Source organism: Microcystis protocystis FBCC-A270, assembly GCF_050500235.1.
In the GTDB taxonomy this organism is placed as follows: domain Bacteria; phylum Cyanobacteriota; class Cyanobacteriia; order Cyanobacteriales; family Microcystaceae; genus Microcystis; species Microcystis ichthyoblabe_A.
In genome coordinates this window covers 1,268,974-1,285,751 of the sequence record NZ_CP191407.1, presented here as the reverse complement: position 1 = coordinate 1,285,751, position 16,778 = coordinate 1,268,974, and the positions used below count along the sequence as shown (strand labels likewise).

The window sequence follows — 16,778 nt, the reverse complement described above, 5'->3', positions numbered from 1 at the left end:
AACCTCGTAAACAAATGAGAATTATTTTCAATAAATTCTTAAGAAAAGATAAATATTGCGAAATGTGAATTTAAATATTCTCAACTATTAAAGCTTGTTTGATATAAAAAACTTATAAAAAGTGGTAATTTTTACTGACTGATTACTGATTACTGATCGCTGAGAGAAACTTTACACAGGAATGACAACTGCTGTTAGAGCGGCAGTAACCGCGTCCATCGGTTGATTACCGTCGATATGGTTAAGAGTCCCCTTTTGACCGTAATAATCTAAAACGGGGGCAGTTTGGTCGATATAAACCTGTAGGCGACGGGCGATCGTTTCTTTAGTATCATCTTGACGACCCCGTTGCATGAGACGCTCAATTAAGACCGTATCTGGTACAGCCAAATTAACCACAAATGTGTAACTATCGGCCAATTCTTCCAGTAATGCGTCTAAAAAGCTCGCCTGTGCCACCGTGCGGGGAAAACCATCAAGAATCCAACCCTTAGCACTGTCAGGCTGTTTTAAACGTTCCTGAATTAAACCTAATAACAACTCATCGGGGACTAATTCGCCCTTTTCCACATAAGCTTGTGCTTGCTGACCAAGTTCTGTCTTCTCTGTAATTGCTTGACGTAAAATTTCACCAGTAGAAATATGGGGAATCGTCAGAGATTCCGCTAATTTTGCCGCTTGGGTACCTTTTCCCGATCCGGGCGGTCCCAAAAATATCACACCGATCCGTTTGCTCATCGAAAATTTGGGTCTGAAACCCCGTCGTTCTACGACGGCTTTACTGTTAAATATTAGCACATTTACGAAATATATGCTAAAATGTGAGGTATGGAAAAAGCCTATTCTTACCGATTTTACCCGACACCAGAACAAGAGTCGCTATTGCGGCGCACTTTGGGATGTGTAAGATTGGTTTACAATAAAGCTCTCCACGAACGAACACAAGCTTGGTATGAAAAGCAAGAAAGAGTAGGCTACGCTCAAACTTCTTCAATGCTAACCGATTGGAAAAAACAAGAAGAATTAAACTTTCTCAATGAAGTTAGCTGTGTACCTTTACAACAAGGGTTAAGACATTTACAAACAGCTTTTACTACTTTCTTTACTGGTCGTACTAAGTATCCTAACTTTAAGAAAAAACATCAGGGAGGAAGTGCCGAATTTACTAAGTCTGCTTTTAAATTCAAAGACAGACAAATCTATTTAGCCAAATGCACAGAACCTTTACCTATTCGATGGTCAAGACAAATACCAGAAAGCTGTGACCCAAGTACAGTAACAGTCAGATTACATCCTTCTGGACGTTGGCATATCTCAATTAGATTTGATGACCCAACAATTAAGCCATTACCAGTAACAGATAAAGCCATCGGAATTGACTTAGGAATTAGTAGCCTTGTGATTACCAGCGATGGTGACAAAGTATCTAATCCTAAGCACTTTAAAAAGCATTATCGGAGACTGCGAAAGGCCCAAAAAAGCCTTTCTAGAAAACAGAAAGGGTCAAAAAATCGGGAAAAAGCAAGAATCAAAGTAGCCAAGATTCACGCTCAAATCACCGATAGTAGAAAAGACCATCTACATAAGCTAACCACTCAATTAGTTCGTGAAAACCAAACGATTGTGGTTGAGAATTTAGCCGTTAAGAATATGGTCAAAAACCCCAAGTTATCTCAGGCAATATCTGATGTAAGCTGGGGAGAAATCACTCGACAATTAGCCTATAAATGCCGTTGGTATGGGAGAAATTACATCGAAATAGATAGATGGTTTCCTAGCTCTAAAAGGTGTAGTAATTGCGGGTATATTGCTGAGAAAATGCCGTTAAATGTTCGAGAATGGGATTGTCCAGACTGTGGGACACACCATGACCGAGATATTAACGCGAGTAAAAATATTTTGGCCGCAGGGCTTGCGGTGTCAGTCTGTAGAGCGACCATAAGACCAGAACAGAGTAAATCTGTTAAGGCAGGTGCGAAAAATCCTTCGGGACCCCAAGCAGAAACCTAAATCGTGAGGTTTGGGAATCACCGTCCGTTTACGGCGGCGAGGATGTCAAGGATTAAATATAGGGTTTTAAGGGAAAAAACAACCAGTAACCGCTAAAAGGTCACTGGCTGACTATCTAACTACTGTTTAATCATGCCCTCATAGCGTTGAGAGATGACATAGGTTTGAATTTGTTTCGCCGTATCGATCGCCACCCCCACCAGAATTAATAGGGAAGTTGCCCCCAAACCGCGAAAAGTGGTGACACCGGTGGCGCTTTCTACTACAGTCGGCACAGTAGCCACCAAACTTAAAAAGAGAGCGCCCAAAAGGGTGAGACGATTCAGCACCCCTTCCAGATAATTAGTAGTAGCGGTCCCCGGTCGAATCCCCGGAATACTGGTCCCCATTTTTTTCAGGTTTTGGGACATATCCTTGGGGTTAACGATCAGGGAAGCGTAGAAGAAACTAAAACCGAGAATTAGTAAGCTATAAAAAGCCACATAACCCCAACTATCGGGACGCAGGGCATTAACCAACTGGACTAAAACCTGACCGACCGGGTTATCCGTGGGTAAAGCTTGCACCAATTGAAAAGGTAAGACCAACACTGCGGAGGCGAAAATAATCGGCATTACGCCCCCTTGATTGAGTCGTAGGGGTAGATAACTGGTTCTTTCCCGATAGAGACGACGACCCACTTGACGACGGGCAGAAACAATCGGAATCCGACGGGTTCCCTCCTGAACAAAAACAATGCCGATAATCATCACCAAGAAAACCAGCAAGAGAATCACCACTTGAGCGATCGCCTGTCGCCCCCCCTGTTGAGCAAAAGTAATCGTATCACCGAGGGTTTTTGGTAAAACAGCGACAATGTTGACAAAAATCAGCAAAGATGCTCCATTTCCCAGACCGCGTTCCGTAATCAGTTCCGAAATCCACATCACGAACATAGAACCGGCCACTAAAGCGAGAACCGTAGCGGCGATCGAGGGTAAAGTTCCAGCCACAACGCCGTTAGCCACCAATAAACCGAGAGTAATACCGATACTTTGAATAATTGACCAAGCAAAGGCAATATAACGGGTAATTTGGGCAATTTTTCGCCGTCCTGCCTCTCCTTCATTTTTCTGTAAATCTTCCAAAGAAGGAAGGGCCGCGGTGAGTAGTTGCACGATAATTGAGGCGTTGATATAGGGAAGAATGCCGAGGGCAAAAATCCCTAACGTCGATAATCCTCCCCCAGTAAACAGGTCAAGGATTCCCAAAGCGGCGTTACTTTGAATAATTTCTGCTAATCTTGCCCGATCCAAACCGGGGATCGGTACAAACATCCCAAAACGGAGCAGAACCAGTAAACCCAATGTAATCAACAAGCGACCGCGTAAACCGGCCGCTTGTGCCATTTGCATAAACGTTTCCTGTGCCGTGGGAGCCTTATCACGACTGACGACCATTAACAGTTACCTCTAGTGCAGTTTTTTTTATGGGAAAAAGTAATCGAGGGGGAAAACTTTCTCGATTTTTTTAAGATTTCCCCTGTGTTTCTTATGATATAGCAATCCGGTCTTGGGGATTGGGTGTTAGGGTGTGGGGATTGGGTGTTAGGGTGTGGGGTGTGGGGTGTGGGGAGAACAAAGCTGCCCTTTACCTTTTGCCTTTTGCCTCCTGTCTCCTGTCTCCTGTCTCCTAATCTGCTGGGAAATTTATATCTCTTCCCAAGTACCTTGAGCGGCGGTAATTTTCTCTTTAGCACTATTGCTAAAAGCGGCGGCCTTCACCTTGAGGGGAACGGTAATTTCACCATCACCCAAAACTTTTAAAGGACCGTCGTTGCTGGTGAGAATGTTAGCTTTTAGGAGACTTTCCAAGGTAACTTCCGTATTAGCGGGTAAAGAAGCTAATTTTCTCAGATTAACGATCGTGTATTGACGGGGGTTAACCAAAGGAAAATGCTTTAATTTCGGCACCCGACGATAGAGGGGCATTTGTCCCCCCTCAAAACCGGGACGAGTCCCCGTCCCAGAGCGAGATTTTTGTCCGCGCATTCCCAGACCGCAGCTAGCGCCCTGGCCGGCCGAGACACCCCGTCCCACACGACGACGGCGTTTAGTTGACCCCGGTTGGGGGGCGATTTCGTGGAGTTTCATGGTGATTTCTCTATGTGTACAAATGTTCTATAGATACGCCTCGATCCTTAGCAACTTCCGAGAAAGTGCGGAGAGTTTCCAGGGCGTTAACGGCGGCTCTAGCGTTATTGAGGGGGTTATCGCTACCGAGTTGTTTAGCGAGGATATTTTTTACCCCAGCCAATTCTAAAACGGTACGGACAGCACCCCCGGCAATAACCCCAGTCCCCGGAGCAGCCGGACGCATAATCACTTGAGCGCCTCCGGAAGCACCCCGGGTGAGGTGAGTGATAGAACTAGCCTTAGTTAAGGAGACTTCAATTAGTTGTTTTTTGCCATCGGCCACGCCTTTACGGACGGCCCCGATAACGTCCCCTGCTTTGCCGACTCCCACTCCCACCTGGCCGTTTTCATTACCGACCACGACAATGGCCCGGAAGCTGAGTTTTTTACCACCCTTAACCACTTTACTAACCCGGCGGATCTGGATGACCCGCTCTTGCCAAGTGGTTTCTTTTTCTTTTTCGCGGTTGCCTTTGCGACGTTTTGCCATAGTTTTATCAGTGTTGAAAGGATATTTTAGAAGTTTAAGCCGGCTGACCGAGCCGCTTCTGCTAAGGCTTTGACGCGACCGTGATAGAGATTGCCACCGCGATCAAAAACCACTTGTTCGATGCCTTTGTCTAGGGCCCGTTGGGCCACCAGTTTACCCACGGCAGCCGAGGCTTCTTGGGTAGCGGTGGATTCTAATTCCCCGCGCAAGGTTGCCTCTAGGGTAGAAGCGGCAGCGAGGGTGTGTTGGGCTACGTCGTCGATAATTTGGGCGTAGATGTGGTTATTAGAACGAAATACGGATAAACGCGGCCGTTCAGCAGTGCCATTAATTTTGCGACGCACACGCTGGTGACGACGACGGACTGATTCTTTGCGACTAAGTTTCATGGTTTATTTTTTACCTCCTTTACCGCCTTTAGCGCCTTTACCGCCAGCTTTACCAACTTTGCGACGGACAACTTCACCAAGATAGCGAATCCCTTTTCCTTTATAAGGTTCGGGGGGACGAACTTCGCGGATTTTAGCGGCAATGTTACCGACCGCTTCTTTGTCGATGCCACTGACGATAACTTGGGTGTTGTTTTCTACGGCGACGGAAACACCATCGGGCATCTCCATCTCCACGGGTTTACTGTAACCAACATTAAGAACTAATTTACTACCCTGCGCCTGGGCGCGGTAGCCCACCCCTTGGATATCGAGGCGTTTTTGAAAACCAGTAGCAACTCCTTCCACCATGTTGGCTACTAGAGTTCTACAGAGTCCGTGGCGTTCTCTGGCGGTACGCGAATCGTCTTGACGGGTAACGAGCAGGGTTTCGCCATCTTTATTGATGGTGACGGCGGTGGGTAGGGTTCTCTGGAGAGTTCCTTTAGGTCCTTTCACCGTCACGGTAGCACCATCGATATCGACGGTGACTTTATTGGGAATAGGGATCGGGCGTTTGCCAATACGAGACATAACAGTTATCAGTTATCAGTTATCAGTTATCAGGGAAGAGTTATCAGTGGGTCAGCTATCGGGTTTAAACTTGGAAAGGCTGACGGCTGATAGCTTATCCTTGTTTACCAGATGTAGCAAAGGACTTCGCCGCCAACGTTTTGTTTACGCGCTTCGCGATCGGTCATAATGCCTTTAGAGGTGGAAACAATGGCGATGCCAATGCCACCGAGGACGCGAGGTAAGTCTTTACTGTTGGAATAAACTCGCAGGCCCGGTTTACTGACTCTGGTGAGGGTAGTAATGATCGGTTGACGGTTTTTGCCTTTATATTTGAGGGAAAGAACTAATTGAGATTTAATCCCCTCACCCACTTCCTCAAAGTCAGCAATAAAGCCTTCGTCCTTGAGAACTTGGGCAATACTGCGCGTCATCCGCGTGGTGGGAATTTGAGTAGTGGTCTGCCGAACCGCGCAAGCGTTACGGATGCGGGTCAGCATATCCGAGATGGTATCGTTAGCAGACATGAATTACCTGTTTTTCTCCTAAATTGGGATCAACATCAGTGGTCAGTTATCAGTTATCAGTTATCAGATTTGAGTATTAAGTGAGTAGTATTAAATAGCAGTTTCCTGCTGTCTTTTGACTGAATCACTGTTTACTGTTTACTGTTTGCTGTTCACTGTTCACTTATTTACTGGTCACTGTTTACTTTTCTCTTGATTGATTTATCTAAAGGGCATTCCCATCTCTTTGAGGAGGGCGCGTCCTTCTTCGTCGTTTTTAGCGGTGGTGATGATTGAGATGTCCATCCCGCGAATTTGATCGATTTTGTCGTATTCAATTTCAGGGAAGATCAACTGTTCACGAATGCCTAAACTGTAGTTACCACGACCATCAAAACTGTTACCGCTGATACCGCGAAAGTCGCGAATGCGTGGTAAGGCCAGATTAATGAGACGGTCTAAAAAAGCGTACATTCGATCGCCGCGCAATGTCACCATGACACCCACGGGCATTCCTTCGCGAATTTTAAAGCCAGCGATCGCTTTTTTAGCTCTAGTCACTACTGGTTGTTGTCCGGTGATGGTGGACAGTTCCTCCTTGGAAGACTCCAAAGCTTTGGCGTTTTGTGAAGCTTCCCCAAGACCGCGGTTAACAGTAATTTTGATAACTTTAGGTACTTGGTGGATATTGGTATAACCAAATTGTTCTTTCAGTTTAGGAACAATGGTTTCTTGATAGGTGGTTTTTAGTTTTTGGCTCATAGTTTTGCTGCTTGCTTTTCCTGGGCTTGGTCAGGAACTAGAATTGATGGGAAACTAATCGATAATTTCGCCAGTTTTCTTCAGTATCCGCACTTTCCGACCGTCTTCGGTAAAGGTATAACCCACCCGACTGGCGATTTTTTTCTTCTCGGAATAAAGCATCACTTTGGAACTGTGAATCGGTGCTTCGTAGGTAACGATTTGACCCGATTCCCCTTCCTGTTGGGGTTTAGTATGTTTGGTGCGGATATTAACTCCCTTGACCACCACGGTACTTTCTTGGGGTAAAGCGCGTAAAATTTCGCCCACCTTGCCCTTATCGGAACCGGCGATTACTTGAACGACATCCCCTTTTTTAACGTGCATTTTTTGCCTTTGGGGTGGGGTTTGAATGTTTTTCTTACTCATTTTTTTTGACCTCAAGGTGTGAAAAGTTTTAGACTAGCCATCAGCCAATTGCCTTGGTACTTTTCACTTTGATCAGAGAACTTCTGGGGCTAAGGAAACAATTTTGGTGTAGTTTTTATCGCGCAATTCCCGAGCGACCGGACCAAAAACCCGCGTACCTTTGGGATTACCGTCATTATTAATAATCACGGCGGCGTTATCATCAAAACGGATGCTCATGCCACTATCGCGACGGACGGTTTGACGGGTCCGCACAATCACCGCAGTGACCACATCGGATTTTTTCACGGGCATATTGGGGATAGCGTCCTTAACCACGGCGATAATTTTGTCACCGATGCCACCGTAGGTACAGTTACCTGTTCCCAGCACCCGCAGACACATTAGTTTCCGCGCCCCGCTATTGTCAGCGACATTTAAGTAGGTTTGTTGTTGAATCACGGTTTTTACCTAGGTGAAATTTAACTATCGGTTAATATTTCCGCCACTTCCCAACGTTTGGTTTTACTGAGGGGGCGGGTTTCACGAATGCGAACTCGATCGCCTTGTTTGGCTTGATTTTCTGCGTCGTGAGCCTTAAATTTCTGGGTTTTTACGACGATTTTGCCGTATTTAGGGTGAGGAGAGCGGTTTTCAATGGCTACCACTACGGTTTTATCCATTTTGTCGCTGACCACTACCCCAACTCTTTCTTTAACTGCCATAGCGGGTTATGCCTCCGGGGTGGACTGGGCTAGTTGGCGCTCCCGTTCTACGGTCAATAATTGGCCGAGACGGTGGCGGGTGTGTTTGAATTCGTGGGTTTTTTCCAATCGGCGGGTGGCCTGTTGCAAACGCAATTCAAACAGTTTCTTTTTGGCAGCGAGGATAGCGTCGGCGATGTCGTCATCACTCATCTTCCTCACTTCGGCGATTTTCGGTAGAGCCATTAGACAAAATCCTCCTCGCGAGTGATAAATTTGGTCTTAATCGGTAATTTTTGGGCGGCTAGGCGCATTGCTTCCCGGGCCACTGGTTCGGCTACCCCGGCAATTTCAAACATAATGAACCCCGGTTTAACCACGGCCACCCAGAATTCGGGGGAACCTTTCCCAGAACCCATCCGAGTTTCTGCGGCTCGTTGGGTGACGGGTTTATCAGGAAAAACGCGGATCCAGATTTTGCCACCCCGACGGATATAACGAGTCATTGCCCGTCTGGCGGCTTCGATTTGACGGGAAGTAATCCAACAGGGTTCGGTGGCTTGCAGGGCGAAATCGCCGAAATTAATCGTATTTCCGCCGGTGGCCAGCCCGCGCATCCGTCCGCGCTGTTGTTTGCGGAATTTTGTTCTTTTGGGACTTAACATGAGCTATTTACCACTGATAAATATTAGGGATCAGCCTTCGCTAGAGCGATCTTCAAACTGTTGACGACGACGCTGTTGACGGCGCGGTGCTTGAGCGGGAACGGCGGCGGCAATTTCTTCTTGGCCGGGGATAATTTCGCCCTTAAAGATCCAAACTTTCACCCCTAGAATCCCGTAGATGGTGCTGGCGGTTTTATAGGAGTAATCGATATCGGCCCGCAGGGTATGCAGGGGAACTCGTCCTTCCCGCACCCATTCAGTCCGAGCGATTTCTGCCCCGTTGAGACGGCCGCTAACTTGAATTTTGATCCCTTTGACTTCAGCCCTTTGCGCCCGTTGGATAGCTTGCCGCACCACACGACGGAAGGAAACCCGTCTTTCTAGTTGTTGGGCTATGTATTCGGCGATCAGATTGGCATCGGCATCAACGCGAGCCACTTCGATGACGTTAATACGAATTTGACGCTGGCCACCGAGGGCTTTTTGCAAACCTAGGCGCAGCTGTTCGATTCCCGTACCACCACGACCGACGACGACCCCAGGGCGAGCGGTATGGATGGAAATATCTACTTGATCGGCCTTACGTTCGATGCGAATATCGGCGATACCGGCATTAGCGAGGTTTTTCTCGACGTATTCACGAATGCGGCGATCTTCTTGCACTAATTCGGGGTAACGTTTCGCGTCGGCATACCAGCAAGATTTGTGATCTTTGATAACGCCGAGACGAAAACCGAGGGGATGGATTTTTTGTCCCATTGTGGTTTTTTTAGTTAAGGTGATTAGTCTTTGTTGCTAGGAGCGACGGCGACGGTGATATGACAGGTGGGTTTGCGAATTTGGTAGGCGCGGCCTTGGGCCCGGGGTCGAAAACGTTTTAGGGTCGGTCCGCCATCGGCAAAGGCTTGGCTAACCACCAAAGTGGCGGGATCGAGTCCTTCGTTATTTTCGGCGTTGGCAACGGCGGAACGCAGGACTTTCAGAATCGGATCACAGGCCCGGTAGGGCATAAATTCGAGAATAATTAGGGCTTCCCGATAGGAGCGACCGCGGATCTGATCGAGTACCCGTCTGACTTTCAGGGGTGACATCCGAATATAGCGGGCGATCGCTTTGACTTCGTTAGAGGTATCGATGGTCATTTCAGTTATCAGTTATCAGTTAGGTAGGGTGGGTTAGGCGACGACAACTTATAAGACTTAGTTATTAATTTATCTAGTCGCCGTAACCCACCATCTCATGGTTATCTGAACGCTGACCGGGGGCTGACGGTTTTAAGATAACCGCCCACCGATCTATTTCCGTCCTGCTTTTTTGTCGCTCTTGGCGTGGCCACGGAAGGTGCGGGTGGGAGCGAATTCACCGAGTTTATGACCGACCATCTGCTCGGAAACATAGACGGGAACGTGCTGTTTGCCGTTGTGAACGGCGATCGTGTGACCGACCATATCGGGAATGATTGTCGAGGCCCGGGACCAAGTTTTAATCACTTGTTTACTGCCCTGGGCGTTGAGTTTTTCGATTTTTTCCATCAGGTGGCCGGCGACAAATGGCCCCTTTTTCAGTGAACGACCCATAATTTTCAGTCAAAAGTAAAGTAATAATTTCTAACCCTGGGTACGACGGCGCACGATGAGATCGCTACTGCGTTTTTTCTTGTTGCGAGTTTTGCGACCGAGGGCGGGTTTACCCCAGGGAGTCATCGGGCCGGAACGTCCGATCGGAGCGCGACCCTCTCCACCTCCATGCGGGTGATCCACTGGGTTCATGACGCTACCCCGAACATGGGGGCGTTGACCGCGGTGACGGGTACGGCCGGCTTTACCGAGACTGATGTTTCTCGCTTCGGAGTTACCGACTTTTCCGATGGTGGCGTAGCATTCACGCCGGATCATGCGTACTTCTTTGGAGGGGAGGCGGATGGTAACGTAATCGCCTTCTTTCGCTACCACTTGGGCGAAACCACCAGCAGCCCGCACCATTTGACCACCGCGACCAGGAACGAGTTCGATGTTATGAACTTCTGTCCCTAGGGGGATGCGACTTAAGGGTAGGGCATTACCGACCTCGAAGGGAGCGTTTTCCCCGGCGATGACGGTATCACCAACGCCTAAACCGGCGGGGGCGATGATGTAGCGTTTTTCCCCGTCTTTGTAGAAAAGTAGGGCAATGCGGGCGTTACGGTTAGGATCGTACTCGATCGCCGCTACTGTGGCGGGAATATCCCGTTTATCGCGACGAAAATCGATAATCCGGTAGAGGCGCTTATGGCCGCCGCCCCGGTGACGACTGGTAACGACACCGCGATTATTACGCCCTTGTTTGCTGTGTTTGCGATGAGTTAGGGACTTTTCCGGTTCGGTTTTGGTGATCTCTTTAAAGTCGGAGATGGCCGCCTGCCTTGTCCCGGGGGTTAAAGGTCTAAAAGAGCGAATACCCATAGTTTAGTTTTCCGTTATCGGGTTTCTTGGTGGTTATACGTCAGGATAGAGGGCGATCGAGTCGCCAGCTGCTAGGGTCACGATCGCGCGTTTGTATTGGGGTTTGTAACCGAGGAAACGGCCGACGCGTTTTTTCTGACGAGAGGGGCGGCTGGTGTTCACTTTCGTTACTTTCACGTCAAACAGCAATTCGATCGCCGCTTGAATTTCCGGCTTGGTCGCTTTCAAGGCGACATCGAAGACGTATTTATTTTGTTCTAGGAGTAGGGTGGCTTTCTCGGTCACGATCGGCTTTAGGATCAGATCGGCGAGTTGTCTGGCTTCAGTTCTAAGCACCATAGACCTCCTCAATTTTAGCTAGGGCTGCGGCGGTGGCGATAACTCGATCGGCTAGGATGACATCATAGACGTTGAGACTATCGGCGCGAATAATTTTGAGATTGCAGATATTACGTCCCGATAAATAGACATTTTCGGGAATTTCCGTCAAAATCAGCAGAATTTTTTCCTCTGGACTGGCTCCCCAGCGACTTAAGGCAGCGGTGAGTTCTTTGGTTTTGGGTTGGGAGAATTGTTCGGCGAAGCTTTCCACCACGATAAAGTTATCGGCCTGGCTGATCAAAGCGGTTCTCAGGGCTAATCTTTTCTCTTTGCGATTGACCTTAACCTCAAAATCTCTCGGTTTTGGTCCGAATATGACACCGCCACCACGCCAGAGGGGAGAACGGATCGAACCGGCCCGGGCCCGACCGGTGCCTTTTTGCCGCCAGGGTTTGCGACCACCGCCGCGCACTTCCGAGCGGGTTTTGCTGGAGGCATTACCTTGGCGGGCCGCCGCTAGATGGCTGACGACGACGCGGTGAATTAGATGTTTGGCGGTTTCGGGTTTAGCGGTTTTCAGTTCCAGGGTGCCTGTTCCCGCTTCTTCCCCTTGCCAATTTTTGACTGTGTAGTTAACCATGGCTTTAATCTTTCCTTGCCCTATTTACCAAATTTCTTGGCGGGGGTGATGTTTAACAGGGTTCCTGGTTTACCCGGGACGGCTCCTTTGATCAGGATCAGGTTGCGTTCGCTATCGATTTTGACCACGGACAGTTTGCGGATGGTCACTTGGGTTGCTCCGTATTGTCCGGCCATTCTCTTACCTGGGAAAACCCGGCCGGGGGTAGTACCGGCACCGGTGGAACCGGGGAGACGGTGGTTTTTGGAACCGTGGGTCATGTTACCGCGCTTGAAGTTATGGCGTTTTTGATAGCCGGAGAAACCCCGTCCGATGGTGGTTCCAGCCACATCGACTAAATCGCCCTCTTGGAAGATAGCGGCGGTAATTTCTTGACCTAAAGTGTAGGCGGATGCGTCCTCGATGCGGTATTCGATTAAATGCCGCAGGGGGGAGACACCGGCTTTGGCTAAATGACCGAGTAGCGGTTTGTTGAGGGCTTTTTCTTTGACGGTTTTGTATCCCACTTGAATGGATTCATAACCGTCGGTTTTTTTCGTTTTGACTTGGGTGACGGGACACGGACCGGCTTGAACGACGGTGACGGGAATGGCGACTCCCGTTTTGTTGTCGAAGATTTGGGTCATGCCCAGTTTTGTACCGAGGATACCGATAGACACGGATTGTTCTCTTTATCTTTACTAGACGACAATCAAAAATAACGTGGCCGTGGCTATAGGAGCGAGAAAAATCTTTCCCGCTTTATCAGCCTGCCCAACTTGAATGACTTTTTTGGAGTTATTTAAGCTGGCATCCCGTTAAATTCGTAAGTAGGACTAGACAGGGTTGCTGGTTCTGCCTAGATTGTTGCTGGTCTTTGTTTCTTGGGGACTTAAAGGGTTTATCTTCAGTATCCCGGCGAAGACCGAGCGACCAAGGCGGTTCTGCTCAGTAGTGCCTTTAGCACCACCTAAGACCGATTTTGGCCACGATCAAACATTATATAACATTTGTGACTTTTTAGGCAAGAGGTTTTTTCAGTCACCGGCAATGATCCTATCTAGTCTGGCTGAAGGAAGGGGTGACAATGAGGTTGAAGTCTAGGCTGGGTGCAGGGTCTAGCCTGTGGTTTTTTGGGAAAATCTCCTCGCTGTCACCCTTGAAATTGATTAACTTAATTCTCTCGTCTTCATTGCGGGGAAAGTCTCAAGGTTTTTCCCTATCCCCCACACCCTGTCTCACTTTCAATCTGCTTGTCATCCCTTCAGGTTTCTGGCACTTTTTTAGCCAAAAAATTGGCAAAACTCTTTTATAGCAAGGCTTAAACTGATATTCAGCAGATTGCAATTATAGTATTTATCTTAATGGTGAGGTACAAAGTTTTGGTTTGGGGGAATCGGTCGTTGGTGGTCGCTATCAAATTAGGTTACACTGCTTGATGGGGATTAGTTTCAATGGGGGGGGATGACAGCATTGTACTATCATCCCTTGTTTGGAGGTTAAATCGCTTGCAGGTCTTTTTCTCCGGTACGGATGCGGACGATCTGTTCCACGGGGGAGATAAAGATTTTACCGTCTCCGATTTCACCGGTACGGGCTGCCGAAATCAGCTTATCGACGACCATATCGACTTGCTTATCTTCGACGACGATCTCGATCTTGAGTTTTTGGAGAAATTCGACGGTGTACTCGGAACCGCGATAACGTTCCGATTGACCTTTCTGACGACCGAAACCTCTAACTTCGGAGACAGTCATGCCGACAATGCCCGCGTTAACTAGGGCGATTTTCACCTCTTCCAGTTTAAAGGGTCGGATAATCGCTTCTACTTTCTTCAAAATATCTATCTCCTCGTTGCGTGACGATACCTTCTTGGTGAATTAACTGTTAATTCTAAACGCAGAATCCCGACAATAGCGCTTAAAGTCATGATTTCTTCAATTATTGGCCTTGGCCACAGTCTTCTGTGGTGAAAAATTTCTGGGTGGGAATTGGCCCACCCGAGGCCATGAATAAACCAACTAGAGAGATAATCCTAACTGAAGACCAAAAACACCGTGAACCAGCAGTAAAATTAGGGCAATACTGCCGATATAGGCGTGAACAGTCCGGAAAAGTTCTTTTTTCCCGACAGCGAAGCCAGTTAGGGACAATAATCCATTGAAAGCTAATAAACCGATCGCGATCGATCCTGTCCAAAAATGGCTGCTTTCGAGGATGGGATGTTTCTGCATGACTAGGGATAAAATACCGCCGGTGTAACCGAGAGTGATAAATAAAAACAGCCAGGGGGCGAGTTTGCGGTGATCAGCCCGATTTTTGGCTACTACTTCCCCATCTTGGCTTAAACGGCTTTGCCAACCGGCATAGGCAGTATAACTACCCATAACTAAAACCACGATCCCCATCATGACTGGATGTCCCCAATGAACGATCGGTTCGGGAGTTCCGAGACTGCGAAAGGCAGCGGCGATCGGCTCTAGCGCATCACTTAAACTTTGATTCATGTTTGTTACCTAACTTTACAAAACCCTTTTGCCTAAGATTTTAGCCGATCTCCAGCCTGGAAAAACTGCGGTTAGCTGAAAAAATGTCAAGCCTTCGCTAAATTTCTTAACATTTCCCCTAGAGATGAGCGGAGAAATATAGAATAAAGGCAGGGGAAACTAGGGATCCCCATGGGGATTAGCCCCTAGGAGGGCATTATGACTTATCTGCTCAAAGATCGGCGGTCGGCTGGGAGACTGTTAGCTATTTACTTGACAGAATATACCAATAGTGCTAGAGCGCTAGTGTTGGCTTTGCCCCGGGGTGGGGTTCCGATCGCCTTTGAAATTGCCCAAAGGTTACATTTACCGCTAGATCTGTGTTTGGTGCGAAAATTAGGTGTACCGGAGCGCAAAGAGTTAGCTTTTGGGGCGATCGGTCAGAATGGGGTGCGGGTAATCAATGAAAGTGTTGTTGAAGACTTGCACCTATCGGAGGCGATGATGGAACGGGTAGCAAAGGAAGAAATGATCGAATTAGAGCGACGTGATCGTTTGTATCGAGGTGAACGCCCCTTTCCGGACGTGACGGGAAAAACGATTATTCTAGTAGATGATGGGATCGCTACGGGAGCAACGATTAAAGCGGCGATTCTGACCCTTAAGGCTGAAAATCCCGCTGCTATTATTATTGCTGTTCCTGTTGCCCCGCCGGAAGTCTGTGATCAATTAGAAAAATTAGTTGATCGAGTAATTTGCCTACATAAACCCTACGAATTGAGATCAATTTCTCTTTGGTACGAGGACTTTTCCCAAACCAGCGATGAGGAGGTGCAAACACTTTTGTCCACCGTCGATAGTTCTTTGATTTCAGTTTAGGGAGATGGGCTAGATAAACTCTCATTAAACCAGCGATCGCTGACTAGAGTGTGACACTTCATAATTCTTAGTAATCGCTAAAAGTTTTACTATACAAGGGCTAGAGCAACTGTTGATTTCAATGACTAGGTGCGGAATGTAGGATAAAAATTACCGAAGAGCCACTTTTCTGTATATTATGTAGTTAGTCATTGGAGAAAATTATTATGACAAAATCAAAATCAACCATTACGGGCGGCGATGATGCCCCCGTGTTTGTACCAATCGAAAAACCAGCCAATGGTCGAATTATTGTTCATAATGACGAGTGGGTTTTAAGCGATGCTGGTTTTCAATCGGTATCTGATACCGCGACTTTTGCGTTGAATGTTGCCACATATTTTGTAGGAACGACACAGGGAAAATTTCATGTTTTGTCCAATAACTTTGGATTGGTCGGCGCAACGCTTGAGCGTACCATGACTGGTGCTGGGCATACTTGGACAAAAGGCATGAACATTGCCATTAATGCGGTAGCATTGGCTCAATATGATGCCATTTTTGTAGGTGGCGACCCAGTTGATAATCAAGTATTAATTGATTATGTCAAAAACGGCGGTAAAGTCTATCTTTGCGCAGGCACAGGGCATGGTGGCAGCCAAGCAGAGGCGCGTCAATGGAATACGTTTTTGACAGCTTTTGGTTTGAAATTTGACGGCGTTTATAACAACATCAGTGGTAGCCTAGCGGTTACCAGCCCAAGCCATCCATTGTTTAGCAATGTGAAAACCCTTTATCAAAACAACGGCAATTCAATCAGTTTATTACCAAATGCCACTGCCAACATTGTAATGACTGGTAGTAATCAAGGGCTGATTGCAACCGCAGACTATATTAATCCAAATGCACCAGCACGGTCTGAACCTACGCCTTCGCCAGCAACTTCTGAGCCACCTAAACCGAAGACCATCGAAACAGAAGAGTTTAGCATCACCGCAGAGGATGACGTGTTTATGTCTAACTTGGTTTATAAAGGACTGGTTAAGAAAACACAATCTGACGAATATGTTGAGCTTAGCAATCGCGGCAATCATCCCGTCAATATTTCAGGTTGGAAAATCACTTCGGTCGGCAGTGCCAGGCAGCAATTTACTTTCCCAGCAAATACTGTTTTAGCGTCTGGCAAGACTTTTCGGGTTTATACCAACGAAGTACATTCTGAAACTGGTGGTTTTTCTTTTGCCAGTAAAACGGCTATTTGGAATGACGCTGGCGATGAATTGAACCTGTATGATGCGATGGGTAAGAAAATTTCCACACTGGCGTATGGCATTGCTCGAACTAAAAAAAGCTGACCGAACGCGGGGCGAGGGGAGAGCATCTCATTTATGCAAGTGAGTAATTATACTTATCC

General features: G+C 47.5%; 25 protein-coding genes. 3 read left to right on the top strand and 22 right to left on the bottom strand.

The window, feature by feature from the left end:
- Positions 1–171: 171 nt before the first annotated feature.
- Positions 172–738 (bottom strand): adenylate kinase, encoded by a 567-nt coding sequence (locus ACQY1X_RS06370; RefSeq protein ID WP_046660588.1) that lies wholly within the window; start codon positions 736–738, stop codon positions 172–174.
- A gap of 90 nt (positions 739–828) precedes the next feature.
- Between ACQY1X_RS06370 and ACQY1X_RS06365 the strand changes: the two genes are divergently transcribed.
- Positions 829–2,010, top strand: coding sequence for an RNA-guided endonuclease InsQ/TnpB family protein (locus ACQY1X_RS06365; protein ID WP_430014196.1), 1,182 nt, complete (start codon positions 829–831; stop codon positions 2,008–2,010).
- Between the two features lie 119 nt (positions 2,011–2,129).
- Here ACQY1X_RS06365 and secY read toward each other — a convergent pair whose 3' ends face one another.
- The 21 genes from secY to ACQY1X_RS06260 all read right to left on the bottom strand — a co-directional run bounded on the left by secY (position 2,130) and on the right by ACQY1X_RS06260 (position 14,527).
- Positions 2,130–3,449 (bottom strand): preprotein translocase subunit SecY, encoded by a 1,320-nt coding sequence (gene secY, locus ACQY1X_RS06360; RefSeq protein ID WP_002753894.1) that lies wholly within the window; start codon positions 3,447–3,449, stop codon positions 2,130–2,132.
- A gap of 249 nt (positions 3,450–3,698) precedes the next feature.
- Positions 3,699–4,142 (bottom strand): 50S ribosomal protein L15, encoded by a 444-nt coding sequence (gene rplO / locus ACQY1X_RS06355; RefSeq protein ID WP_002731743.1) that lies wholly within the window; start codon positions 4,140–4,142, stop codon positions 3,699–3,701.
- A gap of 10 nt (positions 4,143–4,152) precedes the next feature.
- A complete protein-coding gene (rpsE, locus tag ACQY1X_RS06350) occupies positions 4,153–4,674 on the bottom strand; it encodes a 30S ribosomal protein S5 (protein WP_002733669.1) in 522 nt (173 codons plus the stop codon).
- A gap of 26 nt (positions 4,675–4,700) precedes the next feature.
- Complete coding sequence (rplR, locus tag ACQY1X_RS06345) at positions 4,701–5,063, bottom strand: 50S ribosomal protein L18 (protein ID WP_002753900.1); 363 nt, start codon at positions 5,061–5,063, stop codon at positions 4,701–4,703.
- Positions 5,064–5,066: 3 nt separating this feature from the next.
- Entirely contained in the window at positions 5,067–5,636 is a 570-nt protein-coding gene (rplF, locus tag ACQY1X_RS06340) for a 50S ribosomal protein L6 (RefSeq protein WP_430015491.1), read from the bottom strand.
- Positions 5,637–5,740: 104 nt separating this feature from the next.
- Positions 5,741–6,142 carry a 30S ribosomal protein S8 gene (gene rpsH, locus ACQY1X_RS06335; RefSeq protein WP_002734721.1) on the bottom strand — a complete coding sequence of 134 codons (402 nt, stop codon included), beginning with the start codon at positions 6,140–6,142 and terminating at the stop codon, positions 5,741–5,743.
- A gap of 201 nt (positions 6,143–6,343) precedes the next feature.
- Positions 6,344–6,883, bottom strand: a complete 540-nt coding sequence (gene rplE / locus ACQY1X_RS06330) for a 50S ribosomal protein L5 (RefSeq protein ID WP_002734750.1) — start codon at positions 6,881–6,883, stop codon at positions 6,344–6,346.
- Between the two features lie 54 nt (positions 6,884–6,937).
- Entirely contained in the window at positions 6,938–7,291 is a 354-nt protein-coding gene (gene rplX, locus ACQY1X_RS06325; protein WP_002733835.1) for a 50S ribosomal protein L24, read from the bottom strand.
- A 72-nt stretch (positions 7,292–7,363) separates the two neighbouring features.
- Positions 7,364–7,732 carry a 50S ribosomal protein L14 gene (gene rplN / locus ACQY1X_RS06320; protein WP_002732358.1) on the bottom strand — a complete coding sequence of 123 codons (369 nt, stop codon included), beginning with the start codon at positions 7,730–7,732 and terminating at the stop codon, positions 7,364–7,366.
- Positions 7,733–7,752: 20 nt separating this feature from the next.
- Positions 7,753–7,995, bottom strand: coding sequence for a 30S ribosomal protein S17 (rpsQ, locus tag ACQY1X_RS06315; protein WP_002734070.1), 243 nt, complete (start codon positions 7,993–7,995; stop codon positions 7,753–7,755).
- Positions 7,996–8,001: 6 nt separating this feature from the next.
- Positions 8,002–8,220, bottom strand: coding sequence for a 50S ribosomal protein L29 (rpmC, locus tag ACQY1X_RS06310; protein ID WP_002731956.1), 219 nt, complete (start codon positions 8,218–8,220; stop codon positions 8,002–8,004).
- The gene (gene rplP, locus ACQY1X_RS06305; protein ID WP_002734310.1) at positions 8,220–8,639 is read right to left on the bottom strand and encodes a 50S ribosomal protein L16; all 420 of its coding nucleotides are present in this window, start codon (positions 8,637–8,639) and stop codon (positions 8,220–8,222) included. Before rplP ends, rpmC begins: the two co-directional genes overlap by 1 nt.
- 30 nt (positions 8,640–8,669) lie before the next feature.
- A complete protein-coding gene (rpsC, locus tag ACQY1X_RS06300; RefSeq protein ID WP_002733683.1) occupies positions 8,670–9,398 on the bottom strand; it encodes a 30S ribosomal protein S3 in 729 nt (242 codons plus the stop codon).
- Between the two features lie 23 nt (positions 9,399–9,421).
- On the bottom strand, positions 9,422–9,781 hold the full coding sequence (gene rplV / locus ACQY1X_RS06295) for a 50S ribosomal protein L22 (protein ID WP_002746605.1): 360 nt from the start codon (positions 9,779–9,781) through the stop codon (positions 9,422–9,424).
- Between the two features lie 153 nt (positions 9,782–9,934).
- Positions 9,935–10,216 carry a 30S ribosomal protein S19 gene (rpsS, locus tag ACQY1X_RS06290; RefSeq protein ID WP_002753908.1) on the bottom strand — a complete coding sequence of 94 codons (282 nt, stop codon included), beginning with the start codon at positions 10,214–10,216 and terminating at the stop codon, positions 9,935–9,937.
- A 30-nt stretch (positions 10,217–10,246) separates the two neighbouring features.
- A complete protein-coding gene (gene rplB / locus ACQY1X_RS06285; protein ID WP_430014195.1) occupies positions 10,247–11,080 on the bottom strand; it encodes a 50S ribosomal protein L2 in 834 nt (277 codons plus the stop codon).
- A 33-nt stretch (positions 11,081–11,113) separates the two neighbouring features.
- Complete coding sequence (locus tag ACQY1X_RS06280; protein WP_002753910.1) at positions 11,114–11,419, bottom strand: 50S ribosomal protein L23; 306 nt, start codon at positions 11,417–11,419, stop codon at positions 11,114–11,116.
- Entirely contained in the window at positions 11,409–12,041 is a 633-nt protein-coding gene (gene rplD, locus ACQY1X_RS06275; protein WP_002732765.1) for a 50S ribosomal protein L4, read from the bottom strand. The genes ACQY1X_RS06280 and rplD overlap by 11 nt, the downstream gene beginning before the upstream one ends.
- Before the next feature lie 20 nt (positions 12,042–12,061).
- On the bottom strand, positions 12,062–12,700 hold the full coding sequence (rplC, locus tag ACQY1X_RS06270) for a 50S ribosomal protein L3 (protein ID WP_151695071.1): 639 nt from the start codon (positions 12,698–12,700) through the stop codon (positions 12,062–12,064).
- An 819-nt stretch (positions 12,701–13,519) separates the two neighbouring features.
- Positions 13,520–13,858, bottom strand: coding sequence for a P-II family nitrogen regulator (locus tag ACQY1X_RS06265; protein ID WP_002746593.1), 339 nt, complete (start codon positions 13,856–13,858; stop codon positions 13,520–13,522).
- A 183-nt stretch (positions 13,859–14,041) separates the two neighbouring features.
- Complete coding sequence (locus tag ACQY1X_RS06260; RefSeq protein WP_430014194.1) at positions 14,042–14,527, bottom strand: DUF4079 domain-containing protein; 486 nt, start codon at positions 14,525–14,527, stop codon at positions 14,042–14,044.
- Between the two features lie 198 nt (positions 14,528–14,725).
- On the opposite strand from ACQY1X_RS06260, the gene ACQY1X_RS06255 reads away from it, so the two are divergent.
- Positions 14,726–15,385, top strand: coding sequence for a phosphoribosyltransferase (locus ACQY1X_RS06255; protein ID WP_002732903.1), 660 nt, complete (start codon positions 14,726–14,728; stop codon positions 15,383–15,385).
- 206 nt (positions 15,386–15,591) lie between these two features.
- On the top strand, positions 15,592–16,719 hold the full coding sequence (locus ACQY1X_RS06250) for a lamin tail domain-containing protein (RefSeq protein ID WP_002734271.1): 1,128 nt from the start codon (positions 15,592–15,594) through the stop codon (positions 16,717–16,719).
- Positions 16,720–16,778 lie beyond the last annotated feature (59 nt).